Here is a 22335-nt window from a genome sequence, read left to right on the forward strand (position 1 = left end):
CGAGCCATGGGATCGGGACCGACGGGACGCACTCCTCAGTGGGTGGTTCGTGAGTCCATGAGCGGTTCTGGTGTCGCCTGATGGTGTGAGCGGAGCCGGAACGTTCCGGTCCGGCGCAGGTGGCCTGCTGGGATGGGTGGGGTGAGTGAACGCAAGTAATCCCGCGCGGGAAGAACGACGACGCATCCGGCGACGGCGGAAACTCCGGCTGAAGGCCGCCCTCCTGGGACGCTCCAGAGGCGGGCAGACCAGCAAGATCCACCTCGCCGCCGACCGCAAACACCGTCCGCTGACGCTTGTCCTGACCGGGGGCCAGGCAGCGGACAGCCCGCAGTTCATCCCTGTCCTGAAGAAGGTGCGGGTGCGCGGGCCCGTCGGCCGCCCTCGCACCCGGCCGGACGCGATCGCCGGGGACAAGACCTATTCGTCCTGCGGTAACTGCGCCCACCTGCGCAGACGACGCGTCAAGGCGGTCATCCCGGAGAAGCCTGCAGTACTGCCACGAACGGGTGACGCACTAAGGACCACGCCGCCGACCGGAAGAAGAAGGGCTCCAGGGGAGGCAGGCCGGTCAGTCATGACGCCGGCCTCTACAAGGCAGCCTGGCGGCACATCGAAGCTCCGGGAATTCAGGGCGACTTGGCGGGCACCCCGAACAAACGGCGCTTCGTCGCATAGGTGACGACCTCGCACTGCATCCCCCTGGCCTGCAGCTACACATGATCGCCGGGACTTTGAAACACCCCTGCCGGTCGGGTGCCTCAGTCGAAGAGGTCAGGTGACGAGGCGATGATCTGGTCCCACAGCGGACGGAACTGGAACCAGCCCGCAAGCGGCCCGCCGATCTGACTGCGGACGAGCTCCGCGGTCTCACGGTCGATCTCGTGCGGGGTGCCGGCGGCCATGGCCAGGAGCTGTGCCTGGCACGATCGTTCCATCGTGATGAACCACCACGCGGCGGCGGCAACCGACTGACCGACGGTCAGGAGACCGTGGTTCTTCAGAATCACGGCCTTTGCCGCACCGAGCGCCTCGCCGATACGACGCCCCTCTTCGGTGTCGTTCACGACTCCGCGGTAGTCGGCGTAGATGCCGTGGTCCTCGAAGAAGGCGCAGGCATCCTGGGTGAGTGGCGCCAGTGGGATTCCGAGCGTCGAGAACGCCTTGCCGTGGAGGGAGTGCGCGTGTGCGGCCGCGACGGCGTCGGGGCGTGCGTTGTGGACCTCGGCGTGGATACAGAAGGCGGCACGGTTCACCGGGCGCTTGCCGTGCAGGAGGTTGCCCTCGTGGTCGACGCGGATCAGGTCGGAGACCTTGATCTGGTTGAAGTTCATCCCGAACGGGTTGACCCAGAAGGTGTCGGGGAATTCGGGGTCACGGGCGGTGATGTGCCCGGCGACCCCCTCGGAGAAGCCCAGCTTTCCGAAGATCCGGAAGGCGGCGGCGAGTTCCCTCTTGCGTACGTCGCGCTCCTCGTCGACCGAGAGCCCCATGGGCGGGAGCGGGAGGTCGAAGTCGTCCGGTATCGGACCGATGTTGGCCCGGATCAGGTCGAGGATCTCGGGGGCGTGGTTCGTGGTCGTCATGTGGTTCGTTCCTCTCGTGTGCGGAGTCCTGGATGTGCGAGACCTGCTGTACATCGGCCTGGTCGACCGTGAGCACGGTGACGTCGGCGGTGGCCTTCAGCCGCTGGCTCCGGCGGCGAGGATCAAAGAGGCAACGCGTTGCGGTGCCTCCAGCGGGGGCCAGTGTCCGACGTCCGTCAGGCCATGGAGCGTTGCCTTCGGCATGCGTTCGGCGATCCGCTCGGCCATGTGGGCACCCGAGATGGGGTCGCGCAGGCCCCAGATGAACGTCGTGGGCACCCCGCTGGTCTCCATGGCGTCCACCCATCGATCGCGGTGGACGGTCCGGTCGGTGATGTAGTGGATCAGCCGGTGGAAGTGCAGCCGGCCGTCACCGCGGCTCACGCCCTTCCACATCTCAGCCGTGTCGGCGCTCGGGTCGTAGTGCTCGGCGAATGTCGGTGCGAGTGCGGTGGCCATGAGCTCGGCGGTCAGCGATGCGCTGATCAGGGGGCCGGTCTCCGGGTCGAGCAGTGTCTCCTGGGCGGGTTCCGGTCGGTGGAGTTCCGGGTAGATGCCGCCGTTCAGCAGCGTCAGGTTCGTGAGCCGGCTCCTCAACACCCCATCGGCGGCCCGCGCGAGCAGCTCCTGTGCCACGGTGGTGCCGTAGTCGTGGGCCACCAGCTGCGTCGAGGCCACTGCTTCGTGTTGCCACAGCGCGGCCACCAGGTCGGCCTGCTCGTGGATCGAGTAGTCGTGTTCGGCCGGCTTCTCGCTTGCGCCGAAGCCGAGGAAGTCCGGTATCAGGAGGGTGTGGTGAGCGGCGAGGACAGGTACCACCTGAGCCCAGTCGTACGAGGAACTGGGGAAGCCGTGGAGCAGGGTCATCACGGGCCCGCTGCCGATGCGCCGGACGAACACCGAACGGGGTGTTCCAGCGATGGTGAGCGGGACCAGGTTCCCCTCGGACCACCACTCCTCAATGCCGGCCGTCATCCGTGCCCACCCAACAGCGTGGGCAGGAACCGGCGTTCCAGCTCGCCGTGCGGGAGAGCGCCCGGTTCCACCAGGCTCTGTGCGAGTCCGCCTTCCCGGACGGCGACGACGAGACGCATCAGCATGTCGGGATCCTTCAGGGGCACCTTGCTCCGTGCGGTCGCGAGAAGTGGTGCGAGCAGCTCCGCGATTGCCGCCCGCATCGCCGCGTCGTGGCGGGCGAGCGCTTCGGCCGCCTCGGGGTTGCGGATGGCGTGAAGCGTGAACTCGGTGGAAATGAGGAACCAGGTACGCGTCTCCTCGTCCACGGCACTCGCCAGTTCGACGAACGCGGCCATCGGATGCTCGGACACGATGGCCTCGTCCAGCGCGTCGCCGAGCTGTTTGAGGACGACCGCGGAGCGTCGCGTGAACAAGGCGAGGAAGAGTTCGCTCTTGGAGCTGTAGTTCGAGTAGAACGCGCCGGTCGTGTAGCCGGCCCGCGTGCACAGCTCTGCGATCGAGACCCCGTGAAACCCGTACTCGGCGAAGGCTTGCTCAGCCGCGTCGAGCAAGCGCTCGTTCGTCTCGAGGCGCCTCCTGGTCACGCGTTTGGTCATGCGTTCGCCTGCTCTCGTCGTGACGATCAACGATGATGGATAGGGATCCCTATTCGATAGGGGTTCCTATCAGATGGAGGAAGCTATCGACTGGCGGTGCTGTGACACAAGGGCCGCGGCAGGATCGGTCATGACGCGGCTCTGTAGGACCCCGTGGTGGTGTCACTCTGCGTACCGCCCTGGCGATGACAGCCAAGTGCGTTGCGGAAGGCTCCTGTTGGCAAGCGCTTCGCGAGTTGATGTCCGTTCCGGACTTGGCTACTGCTTCATGCTGAAGGTGCCGGGCTCGCCTTCCGTGAAGATTCCTGGTGTGACCAGGCGTTTCAGCTTGGCGCGGGTGCGTTCTATGTGTTCCGGAAGGAGCTCGAAGTCGAGGGCCTGGCAGATGTCGCGGCCCTCAATGGGTCGGTGGTGTCGTTGAAGACGGCGAGGATGCGCGGGTGGTCCGGGTGCTCGGGCAACTCCAGACTCCCTGACGGGTCGGCGCTCGGGGCCGGGATTCGGTCGGCGAGGCAGGTGATGGTCGTGCGGGTGATGGCGAGGTGTTTCAGACGTAGTTCAGCCTCGCGGAGCTGGGTCTGAAGGGTGTCGATCTGGTTGCGGAGATCGTCTGCCAGGGCCCGGACTGTGTCCTCCTGAAGGTCGAGTGCCTGGGGCAGGGGGTTGAGGTTCACGCGCCGACCGCCTGTGGATCGGGCCAGGTGAGCGTGCTCGCGTCGGTGAGCCGACGGACCATGACGTGGGTCACGGCCCCGTAGACGCGTGAGGCGGAGGAGGCCGGGCGGTGTTCGTAGTCGCGGACCAGGCGCCGGTGCAGTATCAAGGTCCCGAACGTCTGCTCCACCCGCCACCGTTTCGGCTGCGGAATGAATCCCCGCTCCTCCGGGTCGCGCCGGACAATCTCGACGTCGATGCCGAGGGTGGCCCCGTGCGTGACGACCTGGCTCTTGAACCCCTGGTCGACCAGTGCCTTGCTGTCCGAGCCACCGGCCGCGACGGCGACCTGGTCGAGGTCGAGGCAGAGCGACGCCGGCGGCGTTGTCGTGGACACTCGCGGCCAGCACGGTGACGGCGATGACCAGGCCGAGGACATCCACGGCCAGTCCCCCGCTTGCGGTCAGGCTCGTTACGCGGCGTCTTTGCTCTCCGTGACCGCGGGGACCCCGGTGGCCACCCGGACACGCTGGGTGTCCAGGATCACCAGGGTCGGATCCTCTCATCGCCGGTTGCTCTCCCGCACCTGACAGCGCAGGAGTTCATGGATCCGCTGGTCGGTGCCGTCGTCCCGCCAAGCGGCGAAGTAGCAGTACGTCGCACTCTTCGGCGGCAGGTCGTTCGGCAGCAGGGCCACTGACAGCCGGTCCGGGACTGGTAGAGGATCGAGTTCACGATCTCCCGCATCGGACAGCGGCCCTGGTGGCCGCTCACGGAACGGTGCCGGTTCTTCCAGGCCGTGAGCACCGGCTCGATCAACGGCCATAGCTCGTCGGACAAGTCGCTCTGATACGGCTTGCGTTCACTCACCCACCCATCCCAGCAGGCCACCCGCACCGGACCGGAACGTCCGGCTCCGATCACACCATCAGGCGACACCAGAACCGCTCATAGAATCACGAACCACCCACTCAGAAGCCCCACGGGCTGAGTTCGAGAATGGCCGCGAACAGGTGCTCCCAGACGTCCTGCGCGGGCGCACCCTGTCTCACCGAGAGCGGTTCGAGGGCGGCGACTTCGCGCAGGAAGTCTCGATTGCCGTACTCGCCGGGGTACGCGTTCCAGCAGGCGCCCCTGAAGCGGTACACGGCTTCCAGCAGGCGTACGAACGTCTCGGTGTCCCGGGCGAAGGGGAACGGGCCCTCGCCCCCGCGAACCATCGACACCGCGCCCGTCTCGGGGTGGACGAACACCTGGCCGGTGTCGCCGTACGCCAACTCGAAGGTGCCCAGGCGCAGCAGGCTGTTCTCGTCGGGCTCCAGCCCGTGCGCCTTCCCGTCCTTCCAGGCCAGAGTGAACGTGGCGACTCCTGCCGCGAACCAGGTCGGCAGCCCCGCCGTCACGGCCAACTCCCTCGTGGGCGTGTGCGTCAGCGCGGCGGGCAGTTGATCCTCCTTCAGCGACACCATCCAGTCCGGGCCGAACGCCTGCTCCAAGCGGGCGGCGTCCAGGGGGGCTTCGGCTGCCGTCGGTCCTGTGAACCACGGCCGACCCTCGCCCCAGGACACCGCGCCGGAATCGTTCGGCCCGTCCTCCGCCGCGCCATCGCGCTCCAACACCACGACTCCGCGCGGCTCGAAGAACATGACGCGGCCGCCGCCGAGGGGTACGGGCTCCTCCCAGGTGTCGGGCTGGTGGAGACCATGGTCGTCGTCCGGGTCGAAGAGGACGGGTTCCTGGACGGGAGCGTCGTACGGCCGCTCGGCGAACCCGCCGTCGGTGGGGGCGGGGACCCGTTGGCCGTCGACCGGATCGATCCAGCGTTCCTGGGTCAGCTGCGACCGCAACTTCAGCAGGAGACGGCCGTCCTGCGCCTCGTGGACCTGGACGTCGGCGTCCCCGCTCAGGTTCGGCTCGGCCTGGTATGCACCGACCGGCCGCCACCAGGCCCAGACCGTCCGCCACGGCATGCTCGGCTCGGCTTCCGCGACCAGGTCGGCGTAGGAGTCATGACCCAGCACCTTCGCACCGAAGTGCAGCCACGAGGCGAACTCGGCTCGCGGCACCTCGACTCCGTCGAGGATCGTGACGGCCTGGGCGTAGGCTTCGCGGCCCGCTCCGCCTCCCGTGGCGGGCAGGTCCCGAAGGCCCTCGGGCCCGGCGGCGAGCAGGGCCGCGGGGGTGGCGAACAGTGTGTCAAGATCCTCGCGAGTCATACGGACATGCTGCCAGCCACCACTGACAACCGGTCAGCCCGGTACCGCCGCTCGGGGCGAGGAATAGAGAGACCGCCACTTCTGCAGAGGCTGTTCGTCGAGTCGCCCCCGCCAGAGCAGGAGGCCGTGGCGCCGTTCCCAGAGGAGCACGGACACACCTTTGCCGACCCGCTCCGGTGCGAAGAAGACGCACGCGAAGAGGATGCCCCATGAGCTCCAGACCAGGCCCATGAACAGGCACGACAACCCGGACATGACGACGAAGCCGGCGTCGAAGCTGCGGCGCAGGGACTGCCGCCGGGTGGGGAGCACCGTTTTGGGGTCGGCCACGGGGACGGCGCTGTCGTAGGAGCCCTTCTCCCCGCCCAACCAGCGCATCCCTGTCATGCCTGCCACCAGGCCGAAGAACGCGCTGGCCCCGACGAGATACAGGAGCAGTCCAATCGTCGCCTTCGGCATGCGGCAGCCCGCGCACGCCGAGAACCACCGGCGCGACGACGACCGTGGCGATGCCCGCCTCGACGGCGGCCATCAGTTGGAAGTGGGCGTAACGCACCACGAGTTCCCCCCTTCGCACGCGCCGCGCCCCGGGACGCACGCGACCTTCACCATGCCGACGCTTTCCGCGCCGACAAACCCTCTGCGTGGCCAACTCCCATACAGACAGGCCCTGTTGGTCACGCGTTCGCCCACCCGTGACGAAACCGCGGCATCGACATCGGGCTCCCCGGCCGCCCGAACGACGACCGAGGGGCCCCTGCGGAGGCGCGCAAATCCCTTGCCTCCGCGCGCCACCCTATTTATAGTCAGGGCGACTATTAAGGAGCCCGTCCGTGAACTGGAACCTCGGCTGGACCGAAGCGCTCGGCTTCGCCACCGGCGCCGTCTGCGTCTGGCTGGTGGCGCGCCAGCACATCGCCAACTGGCCTGTGGGCATAGCCAACAACGTCTTCTTCATCGTGCTCTTCCTCCAGGCCGGCCTGTACGCCGACGCCGGCCTCCAGGTCGTCTTCATCGCGCTGGCCGCCTACGGCTGGTGGGCCTGGGCCCGCGGCGACGGACCGACCACCGCCGGCGCCCTGTCGGTGCGCCGCACCACGCGTGTCGAGTGGGCCTGGCTCGCCGCCGCCGGAGTTTTGGGCACCGCCGCCCTCACCGTGCTGCTGGACCGGGCCACCGACTCCACCGTCCCCTTCTGGGACGCGCTCACGACCGCCCTCTCCTTGGCGGCGACCTACGGCCAGTGCCGCAAACTGCTGGAGTCCTGGTGGCTGTGGATCGCCGCCGACCTGGTCTACATACCGTTGTACGCCTACAAGGACCTGTACTTGACCTCCCTGCTGTACGTCGGCTTCCTCGCCCTGTGCGTGGCCGGGCTCCTCGGCTGGCGGCGCACCCTCGCGGCGGCCGGCTCCCCCTCCGTGACGGCGGTGCCCGCGTGAACGCCGCCGGCCGCCCGTACCGACACGGCCTGGTACTGGGCAAGTTCTATCCGCCGCACGCCGGCCACCACCACCTCGTGCGCACCGCCCTCGCGCAGTGCGACCGGCTGACCGTGCTGGTCTGCGCCGCCTCCGTGGAGTCGGTGCCGCTCGCCGACCGGGTGGCATGGATGCGGGAGGCCCACCCGGAGGCCGAGGTCGTCGGCGCCGTCGACGACCACGCGGTCGACCTGCACGACCCCGCTGTGTGGGACGCCCACATGGCGGTCTTCCGCTCGGCCGTCCCGGATCCGGTGGACGCCGTGTTCACGTCCGAGTCGTACGGCGCCGAGCTGGCCCGCCGGTTCGGCGCGGCGGAGGTCTGCGTGGACCTTGACCGGACCACGTACCCCGTCTCCGGCACCGCCGTACGCAAGGACCCGGTGGGCTGCTGGACGTTCCTCGGCCCGGGCGTGCGCGCCGCCCTCGCCCGGCGCGTGGTCGTCCTCGGCGCCGAGTCCACCGGCACCACCACCCTCTCGCGGGCGCTGGCCACCCACTACCGTGCGCGCGGTGGCGTCTGGACGGACACCGGCTGGGTGCCCGAGTACGGGCGCGCGTTCAGCGAGGAGAAGCTCGCCGCCCTGCGGGCCACCGACCCCGGGGCCGACTGGGCCGAAGTGGCTTTCACCTCCGAGGAGTTCCCCATCATCGCCCGCCGCCAGGACGACGACGAACAGGAGGCGGCCCGCCGCGGCTCCCCGGTGCTCTTCTGCGACACCGACTCGTTCGCCACCGCGATCTGGCACGAGCGCTATCTGGGCGCGCCGAACCCGGAGGTGGCGGCCATCGCCGAGCGCACGCCGCGCCACCTGTATCTGCTCACCGACCACGAGGGCGTGCCCTTCGAGGACGACGGCCTCCGCGACAGCCCACACCTTCGCCCGTGGATGACCGGCCGGTTCCGGGCGGAACTGGAGCGCAGCGGCCGCCGGTTCCTGCTCGTCACCGGCAGCCCCGAGGAACGGCTGCGCATCGCCGTGGCGGCGGTGGACGACCTGCTCGCCGAGGGCTGGCACTTCGCCGACCCGCTTCCGGAGAACAGGTGACGGCCGCCGTCCAGGACCCGGTGAGCGCCGTCGACCTCAGCGGAACTCTTGGACCACCTGGATCTCGCCGACGATGTGGGCGTTGAACTCGTCCAACTCCTCTGCCGGAACCCAGAGTTCGAGAATGGTCCGGCCGCCCGCCCGCTGAACGGGATATCTGCTCACGAAGTCCGAATCGACCTCGAAACGGGTGACGAAGCCGGCTCCGTCGTGCTTCACGTTCCAGTCCCGCGCGATCCTGATCGCGTAGTCCTCGTCGAGCACCGGATAGAAGATCGACTGCTCGGGCAACCGGGGCGGCCAGGCACGCCAGTTCAACTCCCGGACCAGCTCCAGCTCCTTGGGTCCGGTGGGACGCCACAGGGTCGTCGTGGCTCGCGGGCTGGTCATCTGCGTCACTCTCTGAACATGAGCCGTGGATACGGCGGGTCGGAATCCCGGACACTACCGGCACGACGAACACCCCGGCCAGGCGGTTTCCGCACCCGCTCGACTCGTAGAAGGCGCACGCGCCGGTGTACCGATCCGCCCCACGCCCCGCCGGAACCGTTCGCCTCCTGTGGTCGTCTTGTGCGCTGACTGTGTACGTGGCAGGGATACGGGGGAATCGTGACGCGGAACGTGATGAAGGCCGGGCTGTTGGTGGTGGCTCTGGCTGCGGTGTTCGGGGCCTCGGGCTGTGGTGGGGCTGCGGGTGGGAAGGCTTCGGCGCACGGTACGGGAGAGGGTGTGACGCCCTACGAGGGCAAGGCCTCGTCCGGATGGGCGCCGACTTCTCGTGGCGCGGGCGGGACGTCGTCCAAGACCGCGCTGACCGCCGCGGCACCCACCACCCGGCATGTGCCGTGGAACCTCGACATCCTCGACCAGCGGTCGCGGCCGCTGAACGGGAAGTTCACCACCACCGCCACGGGCAAGGGCGTTCACGTCTACGTCATCGACACCGGAATGGACATCGCCCACGCGGAGTTCGGCGGACGCGCGCACCTCGGCGCCGACTTCGTCGGGCCGAGGGACTCCGGTGACTGCTTCAGCGAGGCGGGAACCGGTCACGGCACGTTCGTCGCGGGCATCATCGGCGGGAAGAAGTACGGGGTGGCGCCCAAGGCGGACCTCGTACGGGTCCAGGGCATCGTCTGCGAGAGCTCGGGCGGCGGTTCCGCGGCGGCGGCCGAGGCGGCCCTGGTGAAGTCGGTCAAGTGGGTCACCGCGCACGCGCAGAAGCCCGCCGTGGTGAACATGTCGCTCAACCTCGCCCACCGGTCGGCGGCCCTCGAGTCCGCGGTGAAGAAGATGGTCGACGCGGGCATCCCGACGGTGGTGTCGGCCGGCAACTTCCATGACGACGCCTGCAAGCACTCCCCCGCCGGCGTCCCCGGCACCATCGTCGTGGCGGCCTCCACCTCGAACGACCGCCCCTGGACCGACAGCGGCTCCTACGGCTCGGGGTACGGGCGGTGCGTAGACCTGTACGCCCCCGGTCAGAAGGTGACCGCGGCCCTCGCCGGCGGCGGCACGACCACGGAGAACGACGGCGCGACGTCCTGGGCGGCGCCCCATGCGACCGGCGTCATCGCGCTGTACCTGTCGGCGCACCCGCACGCCACGGCCCACGAGGTCCACGTCTGGCTCGACCACACGGCCACCCGCGGCGTCGTCCACGGGGTCCGCTCCGACACCCCCAACAGGCTGCTCAACACCGGCGGCCTCTGACCTGCCCGGGCCTCAGACGTGTCGTGGCGGTGTCGCGGATCCGCCGGTGCGGCCGTCTTCGGCGGAGACTTCGAAGGCGGCCGTGCCCGAAGCGGAGGTGCTCGACCGGGAACCGGACGGTTCCCGGTCGCCGCCTTCGGGCGGGCGGGTCAACGCGCCGGGCGCCACATGGTCGTGACCACGTGGCCGGTGGCGACGGTGATCTCGTCGCGGGCGCTGAAGCCCACGCTCTCGTAGCGGGTGATGTTCGAGGGGTTCGACGATTCCAGGTAGGCGGGGGCGCCGAGATCGTCGATGCGCGCGAGGCTCTCGGCGAGCAGACCCATGCCGAGTCCCTTGCCTCGGTGATCGTCGTGCACACCGAGCAGCGTGAGGTAGAAGCACGGCTCCTGGGGATGGGCCGCCTCCAACTGGTCGGAGATCGTCACGATGGCCTTGGCCACGTCCGCTCCCGCGGCCTGCGTCAGCAGATCCTCCAGACCGCTCTCCTCTTGATGGGTGAGTTCGGTGCCGCCCGGCGGGATCCACACGGCCGCGGCCTCCACGCCCGGCGTCACGCGTGTCCAGGGGTAGCGCAGGGCGGAGGTGACGTACAGGCGCCACATGGCCGCCGCCTGCACGGCGCGCCGCGACGCGTCGGGGAAGGCCGGACCCCACAGCGGATCGTGGAAGAAGGCGGTCGTCATCGTGGAGACGATGCCGTCGATGTCCGCGGGGGTGGCGGCTCGGGCGGGGACGGGAGGGTACGGGCTGGTCATCGCCGTACCGTAGCCGCGCGGGGCGCCGGGCGCTCAACCGATCACGGGGCCCTCGGGGGCGGGTTGCTTGAGTTCGATCTCGACGAAGGCCAACGCGGAGGTGCCGCTGTTGACGACCTCGTGTTCCGCGCCGGCCGGACGGGCGTAGGACTCGCCCGCGCGTAGCTGCGAGGTGGTGACGGTGCCGTCGGGGGTGATCACATCGGTGTGCCCGTCGGTGACGGGGACGACGAGGTAGTCGTACGCGTGCACGTGGCGGCCGGTGCTCTCCTGGGGCTCGAAGTCCCAGCGGGTGACCCTCAGCCGCTCGTCCTCGTGCTGCAAGGTGGCGCGGGCGGTCGTCGTCATGGCCGAATCTCCTCGTCGTCGGATGCCGCACCCGTGCCGCGGACCGGTGAGGCAGGATCCCGATCGCAGGTTAGCCGTCGGACGCCTCGGCGGCGGGGCGGGGCCGCCGTTCGCTCGGCGGACAGTGCCTCTGACCTGCGTGGCGACGCGGACACCCGCCGTCGCCGACGTGAGTGGCACAGGCCGCCTCCCCCTCGTAGCGTTGTGCGCGAGCACGCTGTCGCGTCTCGGCGCGAGCTTGCCGGCGGCCGCGGCCGCGGGAGGCGTGCGATCGTCCGCCCCGGTGTGCCCATGCAGAGCCGAAGTCCCCGGCTCCTGTCGCGGAGGTCCTCCATGCCCCGAACCGTGTGGTCCGGCGCCATCTCGTTCGGCCTGGTCACTGTGCCGATCCACGTGGTCAACGCCCGGGAGGACCACAGCATCCACTTCCACCAGGTGCATCTGGAGGACATGGGCCGGGTCCGCAGCCGCAAGATCTGCGAGATCGAGGGCCGCGAGGTCGCGCAGTCCGAGATCGGCAAGGGCTACCAGTGGGGCAAGGACACGATCATCCCGGTGCTCGACGAGGAGCTGCGGGAGATACCGTTGCCCACCGCGAAGGCCATCGAGATCGAGGCGTTCGTGCCGCTGGACTCCATCGACCCGATCCAGATCGGCGACGGCTACTACCTTCAGCCGGACGGCAAGGTGGCCGCCAAGCCGTACACGCTCCTGCGGAAGGCCCTGGAGCGGTCGTCGAAGGTGGCCGTGGCGAAGTACGCCTGGAGCGGTCGCGAGCGGCTGGGCCTGCTCCGGGTCCGCGACGACGTCATCGTCCTGCACGCGATGCGCTGGTCCGACGAGATCCGCGACCCCTCGGAACTGAGACCGGAGGAGATCGAACTCACCGACGCCGAGATCACCCAGGCGGAGCAGCTCATCGAGCGGCTGACCCGCGACGATCTGGAAGGTGAGGAGTTCACCGACCGGTACACCGAGGCGGTGGAGCAGCTCATCGAAGCGAAACGGGAGCACCGCGAACCGCCCACGGCCGAGGAGCCCGAGGAGGCACCGGGGCAGATCGTCGATCTCATGGCCGCGCTCAAGGAGTCCGTGGCCAAGGCACGCAAGTCCCGGGGCGACGACGCCACCGTCCACGACATGCCCAAGAAGAAGGCCGCGAGCAAGAGGACCGCCAGTACCGCGGGCACCGCGGGCAAGAAGGGCGCGGCCAAGAAGACGGCGACCGCGAGTACGGCGAAGAAGCGGCCCGCCGAGAAGACGGCCAAGAAGACCGCGGCGCGCAAGCCGCGGCGCAGCGCCTGACGCTTCGGTCCCGGAGGGGAGCCGACCGGGTGCTCGGGGACGCGGGGGCCGACCTGGCGCGCTCAGCACGAGGGGTGCCCTCATGGCCTCATCGGCTCCCGCGTGGGGTGACCCTTCCGCCGGGAATCCGGATCGCGGTCAGCCCTTGGAGCCGGGACCCGGCGGGATGTGCACGGTCATGATCAGGTGACAGGTCCGATCGCCCGAGCCTCGGTAGGTGTGGGGGGTGTCGCCGTCGAAGGTGGCGGTCTGGCCGGCCTCCAGGGCGTGTTCGGTGCCGTCGACGACGAGCACCATCCGTCCGGCCGTGACACTGACGGTCTCCACGACGCCCGCCTGATGCGGGTGACTGGGATATTCGTCGCCCGGTTCCAGCTTCCAGCGCCAGACCTCGACCGGGGCCGGTCCCGATGTGGTCAGCATCAGGCGCGCCTCGCTGCCCTTCTCCCCGGCCCACAAGGGCATGACGGCATCGACGCTCACCACCCGGACGCGGCCTTCGGCCGGTCCCTCCATCAGCGCGGACACCGAGATGCCGAGGGTGTCGGCGAGGCGGACCAGGGTGGCGAAGTTCGGATTGCCCTGAGCCTTCTCCAGCCCGACCAGGGCGCCCTTGCTGACCTTGGCACGGCGGCCGAGTTCGTCCAGGGACAGCCCGGCGCGGGTGCGGGCGGCTCTGACGTTCTGCGCGAGCGTCCGCAGGGCAGCGTCGGCCTCGGTCATCGGTCTCCCCTCCTGGCGGCGTTCCTTACAGTGCACCAAACGGCCGTTCATTGCACTGCACCACACGGTCGGTTGGTTGACACCAATCGGTCGGTGCGTTGTACGGTGTAGTCGTTCCATTGATAGTAAGGGATGTACCCGTGATCGCTCTGCTGCTGGCCCTGGGCAGCTCCCTGGCCTACGGATGCGCCGACTTCCTCGGCGGTCTCGGCGCCCGCAAGGCCCATGTCCTGCGCACCGTGATGATCGCCGCCCCGGCCTCGCTCACCGTCGAACTGCTGCTGTGGCCCTTCCTCGGTGCGTCCTTCTCCCCCGCGACCCTCGCCTGGGGCGCGGCCTCCGGGCTCGCGTCGGCCGCCGCGTTCGCCCTGCTGTACCGCACGCTGGCGATCGGCCCGATGAACGTCCTCTCGCCCCTCACCGCGCTGGTCTCGGCCCTGCTGCCGGTAGGCGTCGGGATGCTCCAGGGCGAGGACCTGGGCCCGGCCGCCCTGATCGGACTGCCACTGGCGCTGGCGGCGGTGGTGCTGGTCAGCGCCGGTGGTGGCGCGGGGACCGCGCGGCCGTCGCGTACCGCGCTGCTCCTCGCCTTCGGCGCCGGGGCCGCCATCGCGCTCCAGCTCGTACTCCTGCACCAGACGCCCTCGGACAGCGGCGTCGGACCGCTCGTCGTCGGCCGCGCGGTCTCCTCCGCCGTCGTACTCGCCGCGGCCGGACTCATGCGCCGCCGCCTGGGCTCGGAGAAGCCCGCGTACGGGATGTCGATGGCTGCCGGTGTGCTGGACTCGCTGGCGAATCTGCTGTTCCTGCTCGCCGCCCGCAGCGGCGACCTGGCCGTCGTCGCCGTGATCACCGCCCTGTACCCGGCCGGCACCGTCCTGCTCGCCCGCGGAGTGCTGGCCGAGCGGATCCATCGCGGTCAGCTCGTCGGTCTGGGCACCGCCGCCGTGGCCGTCAGCCTCCTCGCCCTCACCTGACCCCGTACCCGCCCGGAAGGACCCGCATGTTCATCCAGCCCTGGGACGCAGCCCTCGACGACGCCGAATGGCGGACCTGGATCGCCGACGGCCACGACTTCGGCATCCTCGGCGTCAACGGCCTGCCCGGAGAGGCACCCGTCGTCGTGCCCACCCACTTCATCGTCGACGACGCGCTTCTCCTCATCCATCTCGCCCGCCCCAACCCCGTCTGGACGGCGATCGAGGCCGATCCGAACGTCACGTTCACCGTCACCGGCGACTACGCCTTCATCCCCGGACCCTGGCGCACCAAGCCCGACGTCGCGCCCACCGACGGCGTCCCCACCAGCTATTACGCGGCCGTCCAGTTCACCTGCCGGGCGACGATCGTCGACGAACCCGAGGCCAAGGCCGAGCTGCTGCGCCGTCAGATGGCCCACTTCCAGCCCGAGGGGGACCACGCCCCCATCGAGCCCGGCCGGCCTCCCTACGGACGGATGCTGACCGGCATCCGCGGCCTCCGGCTGGATGTCACCGCCGTTCGCGCGAAGTTCAAGTACGACGACCACAAGCCCGTCGAGCAGCGCACCGACACCGCCCGCCGGCTCACCGAACGCGGCACCGGCCTCGACACACCCACCGCGACCCAGCAGCTCCGCCGCCTGGACCGCATCGGGCCCTGGACACCCTAACCGGGCCCCTCGTCCACCGTCACGTCCACCTCGGCCCCTCCTCTCCCCCACCTCCCCGGAACGGACCCCCGGATGACCACCTTCCGCATCAGCCCCGCCGTCGCCGAAGCCTTCCCCGACACCCTCATCGCCGTCGTCACCGCGACCGGTCTGCGCGGTGACGAACCCTGGCCGGCCACCACCGCCGCGCTTGAGGACCTGGAGCGGCAACTCGCCGACGCCGCGTGGGTGCCCGCCGACGAGACCGATCCGCGGATCGAGGCGTGGCACACCGCCTACCGTTCCTTCGGCACCAATCCCCGCCGCACCCGGCCCAGCGTCGACGCCCTCGGCCGCCGCCTCGCCAAGAAGGGCGCCCTGCCGCGCATCAACGCGGCAGTCGACTCGTACAACACCGTCTCCGTCCGCCACGGCCTGCCCGCCGGTGCCTTCGACCTCGACCACGTCACCGGTGACGTCGAGATCCGCTACGCCGACGGCAGCGAGACCTTCACCCCGCTCGGCGAACCCGACACCGTCGAGAGTCCCCGCCCCGGTGAGGTCGTCTACGCCGACGCCATCGACGTACTCACCCGGCACTGGAACCACCGCGACGCCCACCGCACCCGCGTCACCCACGACTCCACCCACGTCGCGTTCATCCTCGAAACCGTGCACGCCACCCGCGACGGCCACCTCGTCAAGACCGCGGCGGCCGAGCTCCAGGAGCTGCTCGCCCCGCACGCGACGCGGACGACGGTCGACTACCTCGGCCCGGACACCGGCGCCTGAACCGCCGGTCCTCTCCCCGGCCGTGGAGTCGACCGTGCCGTCGAAGAGGGCGGGTAGGGTACGTCGGGCAAAAGGGGGCGGTTCGGTGAGGACGAGCCGTACGGGAGAGGACGTCACCGGACCGTTGAGGCCGAACCGTTGAACCAGCCGAGCCTGAAGCCTCCCACGGTCCGCGCAGTCGACCAGGCGGGCGGCGACGAGCCGCCGCTCGCGGCCCGGTCCCGCCGTCCGGACGACCTGCTGCGCCTCCTCATAGGCGTGCTCGGCATCGCCCTTCTCCTGATCGTGGCCTGGGGCGCGCACGCGACCACGTCCGGTGTCGAGCACGACGTCTCGCGCACCACCACCCACACGTCCCGCCTGCTGACCGGCTTCCTCGGTCGCCCCGCCAACCTGGCCCTGCTTCTCGTCCCGGTCGTGTTCGCCGTCGAACGGCTGATCCGGCGGGACGGCTCGCGTGTGCCGGACGGGGTGCTCGCCGCCGTCCTCGCGCACGCCGTCGCACTCGGCACCGGCCTGTGGGTGACGACCTACGCGCCCTTCGCCGTCCACGACGCGCTCACCCGGGCCGCGCCCGACGGCGGCATCACCGACCCGGTGCACGGATACGCCGCCCCGGCCGTCGCCTTCATGACGGCGGTGGGCACGGCGCGGCGCCCCCGCTGGCGGGCGGTGCTGTGGGCGGCGCTCGCACTGAACGCCTTCGCGATGCTGGCCGGGGGATACACCACGCTGTCCTCCGTGCTGCTCACGCTGCTGATCGGCTGGAGTGTCGGCTGCGGCACGGTGTACGCCGTCGGCTCACCGAACGTACAACCCACCGCTCTCTCACTGCCGTCGGCACTGCGGCGGGCCGGCTTGGCGGCGGTCACCGCCCGGCGGCTGGTCGACCGTCCCGGGTCCTCCCCGGCCGAACGCGGCCGCCGGTACCGCGTCGTCCGCGAGGACGGTTCGCCGCTCGACGTCACCGTCGTCGACCGGGAGCAGCAGGCGCAGGCTTTCATGCACCGCGCCTGGCGCCATCTGATGATGCGTCCGATCAGTGAGCGCGGCAGTCTGCAGTCCCTGCGCCAGACGATGGAGCAAGAGACGCTGCTGGCGTACGCGGCGGTCGCGGCGGGGGCGCGCACGCCGAGGCTGATCGGCGCCTACGAACTCGGCCCCGACGCGGTGATGCTCGTCCACGAGCACATCGAGGCGCGCACGCTGGACCTGCTGGCCGACGAGGAACTCGACGACACGGTCCTGGACGGGATCTGGGACCAGGTCCGTACGCTCCACGCGCGGCGCATCGCGCACCGGCGGCTGACCGGGGACGCGCTGCTGGTGGACGACTCCGGCGCCGTCCACATCACCGAACTGGGCCACGGTGAGATCGCCGCCGGGGACATCCTGCTGCGTCTGGACACGGCCCAGTTGCTCACGACGCTCGCCCTGCGGGTCGGCCCCGAGCGCTCGGTCGCCTCCGCGACGCGGATCCTGGGCCCCGACGCCGTCGCCGGCAGCCTGCCGATGCTCCAGCCGATCGCGCTCAGCCGCTCGACCCGTGCCACGCTCCGCCTGCTCGCCAAGGAGCGCAGGGAACGGGAGCACCAGGAACTGTCACGGGCCGTGGAGGCCGCGGACGAGGGCCCCCTGGAGGACACCCACGAGGACGACCCGCTCGCGCGGATCCGTCGGCAGGTGCTGCTCATCCGCCCGCAGGCCGCCGTCGCCCCGGCCCGGTTGGAGCGGATCAGGCCGCGCACTCTGGTCACCCTCGTCGGCGGGGTCACCGTCGCCAGTTATCTCCTCTCCCAACTGGTCACGCTCGACTTCGGCGCGCTCGTCGAGCAGGCGAACTGGACCTGGGTCGTGGTCGCGCTGGGGTTCTCGGCCCTGACCTATGTGGCGGCGGCGATGAGTCTGCTCGGCTTCGTCCCGGAGAAGATCCCGTTCGGCCGGACCGTCCTGGCCCAGCTCGCCTCGTCGTTCGCGCTGGCTCCGGCGGCCGTCGGCGGTATCGCGCTCAACACCCGTTTCCTGCAACGCAACCGGGTGCGGCCCGGGTTCGCGGTGGCGAGCGTGGGCGCCTCCCAACTGGCCGGTGGCGTCGGCCATGTGGTGCTCCTGCTCGCCTTCGGTTATGTGACGGGCACTCAGGACACCGCCCTGCTCTCGCCGTCGAGCGCGAACCTGGTGATCGGCGGACTGCTCGCCGTCACCGTTCTCATGCTGGCGGTCGCCGCCGTTCCGCGCCTGCGTCGATTCGCCACCACGCGGGTACGGGCCCTGTTCTCGGGTGTCCTGCCGCGCCTGCTCGATCTGTTGCAGCGACCCGCCAAACTGGTCACCGGGTTCGGTGGCATCCTGCTGCTCAATCTCTCCTACATCGCGTGCCTGGACGCCTCGGTACGGGCGTTCGGCCACTCGCTCGGCTTCGCACCGCTGGCTTTCGCCTATCTCGTGGGCAGCGCCGCCGGTTCGGCCATCCCGACACCCGGCGGAATCGGAGGCGTCGAGACGGTTCTCGCCAGCGCCCTCACCCTGGCGGGGCTTCCGGCGGCGACCGCGTTCTCCGCGGTGCTGCTCCACCGTCTGCTCACCTTCTGGCTTCCGGTGCTCCCGGGCTGGATCGCCTTCAGCCATCTGGTCCGCAAGCAGTTGCTCTAGGACCGGTCTGTCGACCGTCGGGCGCTGGTCGGCGGTCAAGCACTGGTCGAGGGCAGGGTGAGGAAGTCGAAAGCCGGTCCGAACACCAGGGCAACCGGGAACGGCTCCTGGGTGTCTAGGCAGCGACACATCATCCGGTTCGCCGTGGGGGACGGCGAGTACCGCGATCCCGAAGGGGGATTCCATGCACATCCGCCCGGCCACCGCCGCCGCCTTCCTCGCCACCACCCTTTCCGCGTCGGTGGTACCGGCAGCCGCCCATGCGGCGGACGCGGCCGCGCCCAGCGACACCACGTTCTCGAACGTCGTCGTCAACGGCGGCAAGGACATCGTGCTCGGCCTGACCACGAAGAAGACCGTCACGATCACATGGACGGCGACGGACCCGGACGGTGTGGCCGCTTCCTGGGCCTACCTGTGGCACGGCCCCAACACCGATGACGCCGACGGCAGACTGCCGCTCTACGCGCCCGCGGGCACGTGCGCCGTGTCGCCCACCGACCACACCTCCTCCACCTGCCAGGTGAGCTTCGGCGTGGACGCCGCGCGGGACTTCGACGACATCGGCCTCGCCGGGACCTGGAAGGTGCTCGCGGAGGCTCAGGACACCAACGACGACTGGACGGCCGTCGATGTCGCCGGCACGGCGCGGTTCAAGCGGTACGCCAAGGTCACGGTGAACGCGTCGCCCGAGCCGGTGAGGAAGGGCAAGACCATCACGGTCACGGGCAAGCTGAGCCGCGCCAACTGGGAGACCGGCACCTACACCGGTTACGAGGGCCGGTCGGTCCAACTCCAGTTCCGCAAGAAGGGCAGCAGCACCTACACCACGCTCAAGACCATCACCAGTGGCGGCAGCGGCACGCTGAAGACGACCACGAAGGCCACGGCGGACGGCTACTTCCGCTTCGTCTTCTCCGGCAGCTCCACCACCGGCCCGGCCACAGCCACCGGGGACTTCGTCGACGTCAGGTGACGACGCCCGGACCTTGACCGAGGCCTCGCCACCGCCCGCCTGTCCGTCCCCGTCCGCCCCGACCGGAACCGACAGAGACGGACGGGACGGACGGGAGCGGCCCGACCGGAGCGGTTCCGCCGCCAGCGGTTGACGCCGGGGCGGCCGGCGAAGGCCGGTTCGTTTCGTTACCGCTCGTCGCGCGCGGCGAGCCGTGCGGCGACCTCGGTCCTGACCGTCTCGCGCAGCTCGTCCGGTGTGAAGCCGAGGGTGCGCAGGACCTGCGCTGCCGTGCTCTCCTCGGCGCGGATCAGGCCCAGCAGCATGTGTTCCGTGCCGACCCATTCGTGACCGAGGTCGACGGACGCGTGGCGCGCCTGCTCGATGGCCTCCTTGCTCTCCGGGCGGAAGGCGATGTGACCTCGCAGCGCCTTCTCCCCGGCCGGCGGCAGCGCGTCCTCGATCGCCTCGCGTACGAGCTGCTCGGACTCGGCTTTCGCCAGCAGCAACTCGTACGCCAGGCCTTGTGGTTCGCCGAGCAGGCCGAGCAGGAGATGTCCGGTGCCGATGAAGTCGTGCTTGTAGGTCCGGGCGGCCTCCTGCGCCAGCACGATGCCGTGCCGGTTGAGGTTGGTGAACCGCTCGAACGGCGCGGGCGCGTGGCGTTGCTGGGCGGCCTGCTTGGAGACCCCGATGGCGTCGCCGATCTGGGTCCAGGACGAGCCGGTCCGCTTGGCCTTGCTGACGTAGTGGTCGATGAGCTGGTCACCGAGGTCGGACAGCGTCTGGGCACGAAGACGCGCCTCGCTGATGCGGGCCAGTTCGTCGGCTTCGGGAAGTTCCTCGTCGAGTCGGGCGATCAGATCGGCGAGGCTGATGTCGAGTGGACTCATGCGTCAATCCTAAGTTGACGATCCTCAATCGTCAACTTGTAATTGACGCTAGCTCGAAGGCCCTTCACCCGTCCATGCCGTCCCCGAACGTTCCGGTCATCGGTTCGGGAGGGTGCGGGGCAGCCCGAACCAGGGCAGCACGTTGTTGTCGAATCGGGTCAGGGCGCGGATCCGATCGCCGGTGAGCGTGAGGACGTAGAGGCCGACCCCGTGGCTGATGCCGTCGGGGGTGCGCAGGTAGGCGCCGAACGCGGGCTGGCCGTTGGCTCGGGACGGGACGAGGTCGAACCTGCGGCCGGCGTCGAACAGGGCGGCGCAGAAGCGGGCCACGAGGTCCCGGCCCTGGTATTCGAAGGGCATCGGCGGCATCGACATGAAGACGTCGTCGGTCAGGAGGTCCACCAGCGCGTCGACGTCCGCGGACTCCCACGCGCGGACGAACCTCCCCACGATCGCGTCCTCGGCCGGTGAGCCGGCGGCGGGAGGCGACGGGTGACCGGCGGCCGCCGGCTGTTCGCGTCGCAGCCCGGCGCGTGCTCGTTTCAGGGCGCTGTTGACCGAGGCGACGGTGGAGTCCAGGATGTCGGCCACCTCGCTCGCCCTGAACCCCAGGACGTCGCGCAGGACGAGCACGGCGACCTGGCGGGGTGGCAGGAGCTGAAGGGCGGTCACGAAGGCCAGCGAGACGGATTCGGTCCGCTCGTATCGGGCCTCCGGGCCGAGCGGCGCCTCGGCCCCGTCCTCCAGCAGGGAGCCGGGATACGGCTGCAGCCAGACGATCTCGCCGAGCCGGGTCGGCTCGGGCGGTTCGACTCCGGGCACGTTCCACTCCTTGGCCGGGCGCCGGGCTGCCGCGCGGCGCGCGTCGAGACACCGATGGGTGGCGATCCGGTAGAGCCAGGTGCGCAGCGAGGCGCGTCCCTCGAACCCGTCGAGACTCTGCCAGGCGGTGAGCAGGGTGTTCTGGAGGGCGTCCTCGGCGTCCTCGAAGGATCCGAGCATGCGATAGCAGTGCACCTGGAGCTCTCGGAGGTGCGGCTCGGTCAGCTCCCTGAACGCGTCACCGTCCCCGGCCCGCGCCCTCTCGATCAGATCGGCCGCCTTCATCGTCACCGTCTCCTTCTTCCGGGCCCCGCCACTTCCGAACCCCGCCGCTTCCGGGCGCTGCCGCGCTTCCATCCTGTACAGGCGCCGGCCGGCCCGAGAACTGGGCGGTCGGGCGGCGCCCAGTTCTCGGGCCGGCCGGCGCCTGTATCTACGTGGTCGTCGACAACGTGGGCGCGAGGAGGGATCGGACATGGGAAAGATCGTGATGAGCGGGCCGCAGAACGTCTCGCTCGACGGAGTGGTCCAGGACCCGGACGGTGCGGAGGGCTTCGAGCTGGGCGGCTGGTTCCCCCGGTTCGGGGGCGCGGATCTCGCCGAGTGGAGCAAGATCGCGCTGGAGGAGGCACTGGGCGCCGAGGCCTGGCTGCTGGGCCGCAAGAGCTACGAGTTCTTCGGGGTGCGGTGGCGGCCGCGGAGCGGCGAGCTGGCGGACCGGTTGAACAGCATGCCCAAGTACGTCGTGTCCTCGACCCTCGAAGAACCCGACTGGGACAACTCGACGGTTCTGCGGGGCGATGTCGTGACCGAGGTCTCGCAACTGAAGCGGGAACTGGACGGAGAGATCGTCGTCCCTGGCAGCAATCGGCTCGGTCGTACGCTGATCGAGGCCGGCCTGGTCGACGAGGTGCGGCTGGTCGTCTTCCCGGTCGTGCTCGGGGCCGGCGAACGGTTCTTCGGCGAGGCCTGCGGCACGAGGCCTCTGCGCCTGGTGGAGGCCAGGACCATCGGCGACGGCCTGGCCTTCCTGACGTACGAGTTCGTCCAGAGCCCCTGAGGCCGACCGGGGCCCGCGGTCGCGGGGGGCCGGGGGGCCGACCCCCCGGGCCGGCGCAGCGCCCGCGCACCCCCCGGGGGCGGAACCGCGCGCAGGCGCGCGAGGAGCACGCCCGCGGGGGGTC

General features: G+C 70.1%; 22 protein-coding genes and 2 pseudogenes. 11 read left to right on the forward strand and 13 right to left on the reverse strand.

Annotation, left to right across the window (positions count from 1 at the left end):
* Nucleotides 1-172: 172 nt before the first annotated feature.
* Nucleotides 173-597 (forward strand): annotated as a pseudogene (locus tag ACIQ7M_RS28450) (transposase); the annotation flags it as partial.
* Between the two features lie 164 nt (nt 598-761).
* Here the strand turns inward: ACIQ7M_RS28450 and ACIQ7M_RS28455 are convergent.
* The 7 genes and pseudogenes from ACIQ7M_RS28455 to ACIQ7M_RS28485 all read right to left on the reverse strand — a co-directional run bounded on the left by ACIQ7M_RS28455 (nt 762) and on the right by ACIQ7M_RS28485 (nt 6489).
* Complete coding sequence (locus tag ACIQ7M_RS28455) at nt 762-1586, reverse strand: class II aldolase/adducin family protein (RefSeq protein WP_403649670.1); 825 nt, start codon at nt 1584-1586, stop codon at nt 762-764.
* 96 nt (nt 1587-1682) lie between these two features.
* Nucleotides 1683-2561 (reverse strand): alpha/beta fold hydrolase, encoded by an 879-nt coding sequence (locus ACIQ7M_RS28460; RefSeq protein WP_403649673.1) that lies wholly within the window; start codon nt 2559-2561, stop codon nt 1683-1685.
* Nucleotides 2558-3190 (reverse strand): TetR/AcrR family transcriptional regulator, encoded by a 633-nt coding sequence (locus ACIQ7M_RS28465; RefSeq protein WP_403649676.1) that lies wholly within the window; start codon nt 3188-3190, stop codon nt 2558-2560. Before ACIQ7M_RS28465 ends, ACIQ7M_RS28460 begins: the two co-directional genes overlap by 4 nt.
* Before the next feature lie 314 nt (nt 3191-3504).
* Entirely contained in the window at nt 3505-3834 is a 330-nt protein-coding gene (locus tag ACIQ7M_RS28470) for a hypothetical protein (protein WP_403649679.1), read from the reverse strand.
* Nucleotides 3831-4684: pseudogene (locus tag ACIQ7M_RS28475) on the reverse strand (IS5 family transposase). The gene ACIQ7M_RS28470 and the pseudogene ACIQ7M_RS28475 overlap by 4 nt, the downstream one beginning before the upstream one ends.
* Before the next feature lie 101 nt (nt 4685-4785).
* Nucleotides 4786-6030 carry an SUKH-4 family immunity protein gene (locus ACIQ7M_RS28480; protein ID WP_403649682.1) on the reverse strand — a complete coding sequence of 415 codons (1245 nt, stop codon included), beginning with the start codon at nt 6028-6030 and terminating at the stop codon, nt 4786-4788.
* A gap of 33 nt (nt 6031-6063) precedes the next feature.
* On the reverse strand, nt 6064-6489 hold the full coding sequence (locus ACIQ7M_RS28485; protein WP_403649685.1) for a hypothetical protein: 426 nt from the start codon (nt 6487-6489) through the stop codon (nt 6064-6066).
* 374 nt (nt 6490-6863) lie between these two features.
* Between ACIQ7M_RS28485 and pnuC the strand changes: the two genes are divergently transcribed.
* Complete coding sequence (gene pnuC, locus ACIQ7M_RS28490; protein WP_403649688.1) at nt 6864-7472, forward strand: nicotinamide riboside transporter PnuC; 609 nt, start codon at nt 6864-6866, stop codon at nt 7470-7472.
* Nucleotides 7469-8560 (forward strand): AAA family ATPase, encoded by a 1092-nt coding sequence (locus ACIQ7M_RS28495; RefSeq protein ID WP_403649691.1) that lies wholly within the window; start codon nt 7469-7471, stop codon nt 8558-8560. Before pnuC ends, ACIQ7M_RS28495 begins: the two co-directional genes overlap by 4 nt.
* 36 nt (nt 8561-8596) lie before the next feature.
* Here ACIQ7M_RS28495 and ACIQ7M_RS28500 read toward each other — a convergent pair whose 3' ends face one another.
* Nucleotides 8597-8950: a hypothetical protein gene (locus ACIQ7M_RS28500; protein WP_403649694.1), complete on the reverse strand. Its 354-nt coding sequence runs from the start codon at nt 8948-8950 to the stop codon at nt 8597-8599.
* Between the two features lie 339 nt (nt 8951-9289).
* Between ACIQ7M_RS28500 and ACIQ7M_RS28505 the strand changes: the two genes are divergently transcribed.
* Nucleotides 9290-10273 (forward strand): S8 family peptidase, encoded by a 984-nt coding sequence (locus ACIQ7M_RS28505; RefSeq protein ID WP_403649698.1) that lies wholly within the window; start codon nt 9290-9292, stop codon nt 10271-10273.
* Between the two features lie 149 nt (nt 10274-10422).
* On the opposite strand, the gene ACIQ7M_RS28510 is transcribed toward ACIQ7M_RS28505, so the two are convergent.
* Both ACIQ7M_RS28510 and ACIQ7M_RS28515 read right to left on the reverse strand, forming a co-directional pair.
* The gene (locus ACIQ7M_RS28510) at nt 10423-11031 is read right to left on the reverse strand and encodes a GNAT family N-acetyltransferase (protein WP_403649701.1); all 609 of its coding nucleotides are present in this window, start codon (nt 11029-11031) and stop codon (nt 10423-10425) included.
* Between the two features lie 33 nt (nt 11032-11064).
* Complete coding sequence (locus ACIQ7M_RS28515) at nt 11065-11379, reverse strand: cupin domain-containing protein (RefSeq protein WP_403649704.1); 315 nt, start codon at nt 11377-11379, stop codon at nt 11065-11067.
* Between the two features lie 333 nt (nt 11380-11712).
* Between ACIQ7M_RS28515 and ACIQ7M_RS28520 the strand changes: the two genes are divergently transcribed.
* The gene (locus ACIQ7M_RS28520) at nt 11713-12684 is read left to right on the forward strand and encodes a Ku protein (protein WP_403649707.1); all 972 of its coding nucleotides are present in this window, start codon (nt 11713-11715) and stop codon (nt 12682-12684) included.
* A gap of 138 nt (nt 12685-12822) precedes the next feature.
* Here ACIQ7M_RS28520 and ACIQ7M_RS28525 read toward each other — a convergent pair whose 3' ends face one another.
* Nucleotides 12823-13407 (reverse strand): helix-turn-helix domain-containing protein, encoded by a 585-nt coding sequence (locus ACIQ7M_RS28525; RefSeq protein ID WP_403649710.1) that lies wholly within the window; start codon nt 13405-13407, stop codon nt 12823-12825.
* 140 nt (nt 13408-13547) lie between these two features.
* On the opposite strand from ACIQ7M_RS28525, the gene ACIQ7M_RS28530 reads away from it, so the two are divergent.
* The 5 genes from ACIQ7M_RS28530 to ACIQ7M_RS28550 all read left to right on the forward strand — a co-directional run bounded on the left by ACIQ7M_RS28530 (nt 13548) and on the right by ACIQ7M_RS28550 (nt 19457).
* The gene (locus ACIQ7M_RS28530; RefSeq protein ID WP_403649713.1) at nt 13548-14384 is read left to right on the forward strand and encodes an EamA family transporter; all 837 of its coding nucleotides are present in this window, start codon (nt 13548-13550) and stop codon (nt 14382-14384) included.
* A gap of 26 nt (nt 14385-14410) precedes the next feature.
* On the forward strand, nt 14411-15058 hold the full coding sequence (locus ACIQ7M_RS28535) for an FMN-binding negative transcriptional regulator (RefSeq protein ID WP_403649716.1): 648 nt from the start codon (nt 14411-14413) through the stop codon (nt 15056-15058).
* A 72-nt stretch (nt 15059-15130) separates the two neighbouring features.
* Nucleotides 15131-15829 carry a B3/4 domain-containing protein gene (locus ACIQ7M_RS28540; RefSeq protein ID WP_403649719.1) on the forward strand — a complete coding sequence of 233 codons (699 nt, stop codon included), beginning with the start codon at nt 15131-15133 and terminating at the stop codon, nt 15827-15829.
* Between the two features lie 138 nt (nt 15830-15967).
* Nucleotides 15968-18481, forward strand: coding sequence for a flippase-like domain-containing protein (locus ACIQ7M_RS28545; protein ID WP_403649722.1), 2514 nt, complete (start codon nt 15968-15970; stop codon nt 18479-18481).
* 184 nt (nt 18482-18665) lie between these two features.
* Nucleotides 18666-19457: a hypothetical protein gene (locus ACIQ7M_RS28550; protein WP_403649724.1), complete on the forward strand. Its 792-nt coding sequence runs from the start codon at nt 18666-18668 to the stop codon at nt 19455-19457.
* A 167-nt stretch (nt 19458-19624) separates the two neighbouring features.
* On the opposite strand, the gene ACIQ7M_RS28555 is transcribed toward ACIQ7M_RS28550, so the two are convergent.
* Both ACIQ7M_RS28555 and ACIQ7M_RS28560 read right to left on the reverse strand, forming a co-directional pair.
* Entirely contained in the window at nt 19625-20329 is a 705-nt protein-coding gene (locus ACIQ7M_RS28555) for a Clp protease N-terminal domain-containing protein (RefSeq protein ID WP_403649726.1), read from the reverse strand.
* Nucleotides 20330-20425: 96 nt separating this feature from the next.
* Complete coding sequence (locus ACIQ7M_RS28560; RefSeq protein WP_403649729.1) at nt 20426-21436, reverse strand: sigma-70 family RNA polymerase sigma factor; 1011 nt, start codon at nt 21434-21436, stop codon at nt 20426-20428.
* 190 nt (nt 21437-21626) lie between these two features.
* On the opposite strand from ACIQ7M_RS28560, the gene ACIQ7M_RS28565 reads away from it, so the two are divergent.
* Nucleotides 21627-22211 (forward strand): dihydrofolate reductase family protein, encoded by a 585-nt coding sequence (locus tag ACIQ7M_RS28565; RefSeq protein ID WP_403649732.1) that lies wholly within the window; start codon nt 21627-21629, stop codon nt 22209-22211.
* Nucleotides 22212-22335: the final 124 nt, after the last annotated feature.

Origin of the sequence: Streptomyces sp. NPDC096324 (genome assembly GCF_044763015.1) — a bacterium.
In the GTDB taxonomy this organism is placed as follows: Bacteria; Actinomycetota; Actinomycetes; order Streptomycetales; family Streptomycetaceae; genus Streptomyces.

Bases quoted from the DNA above. Each gene is read 5' to 3' on its own strand.
- ACIQ7M_RS28455 (WP_403649670.1), bottom strand. From the start codon at position 1,586: ATGACGACCACGAACCACGCCCCCGAGATCCTCGACCTGATCCGGGCC.
- ACIQ7M_RS28460 (WP_403649673.1), bottom strand. From the start codon at position 2,561: ATGACGGCCGGCATTGAGGAGTGGTGGTCCGAGGGGAACCTGGTCCCG.
- ACIQ7M_RS28480 (WP_403649682.1), bottom strand. From the start codon at position 6,030: ATGACTCGCGAGGATCTTGACACACTGTTCGCCACCCCCGCGGCCCTG.
- ACIQ7M_RS28485 (WP_403649685.1), bottom strand. From the start codon at position 6,489: ATGCCGAAGGCGACGATTGGACTGCTCCTGTATCTCGTCGGGGCCAGC.
- ACIQ7M_RS28500 (WP_403649694.1), bottom strand. From the start codon at position 8,950: ATGACCAGCCCGCGAGCCACGACGACCCTGTGGCGTCCCACCGGACCC.
- ACIQ7M_RS28510 (WP_403649701.1), bottom strand. From the start codon at position 11,031: ATGACCAGCCCGTACCCTCCCGTCCCCGCCCGAGCCGCCACCCCCGCG.
- ACIQ7M_RS28515 (WP_403649704.1), bottom strand. From the start codon at position 11,379: ATGACGACGACCGCCCGCGCCACCTTGCAGCACGAGGACGAGCGGCTG.
- ACIQ7M_RS28520 (WP_403649707.1), top strand. From the start codon at position 11,713: ATGCCCCGAACCGTGTGGTCCGGCGCCATCTCGTTCGGCCTGGTCACT.
- ACIQ7M_RS28525 (WP_403649710.1), bottom strand. From the start codon at position 13,407: ATGACCGAGGCCGACGCTGCCCTGCGGACGCTCGCGCAGAACGTCAGA.
- ACIQ7M_RS28535 (WP_403649716.1), top strand. From the start codon at position 14,411: ATGTTCATCCAGCCCTGGGACGCAGCCCTCGACGACGCCGAATGGCGG.
- ACIQ7M_RS28540 (WP_403649719.1), top strand. From the start codon at position 15,131: ATGACCACCTTCCGCATCAGCCCCGCCGTCGCCGAAGCCTTCCCCGAC.
- ACIQ7M_RS28550 (WP_403649724.1), top strand. From the start codon at position 18,666: ATGCACATCCGCCCGGCCACCGCCGCCGCCTTCCTCGCCACCACCCTT.
- ACIQ7M_RS28555 (WP_403649726.1), bottom strand. From the start codon at position 20,329: ATGAGTCCACTCGACATCAGCCTCGCCGATCTGATCGCCCGACTCGAC.
- ACIQ7M_RS28560 (WP_403649729.1), bottom strand. From the start codon at position 21,436: ATGAAGGCGGCCGATCTGATCGAGAGGGCGCGGGCCGGGGACGGTGAC.
- ACIQ7M_RS28565 (WP_403649732.1), top strand. From the start codon at position 21,627: ATGGGAAAGATCGTGATGAGCGGGCCGCAGAACGTCTCGCTCGACGGA.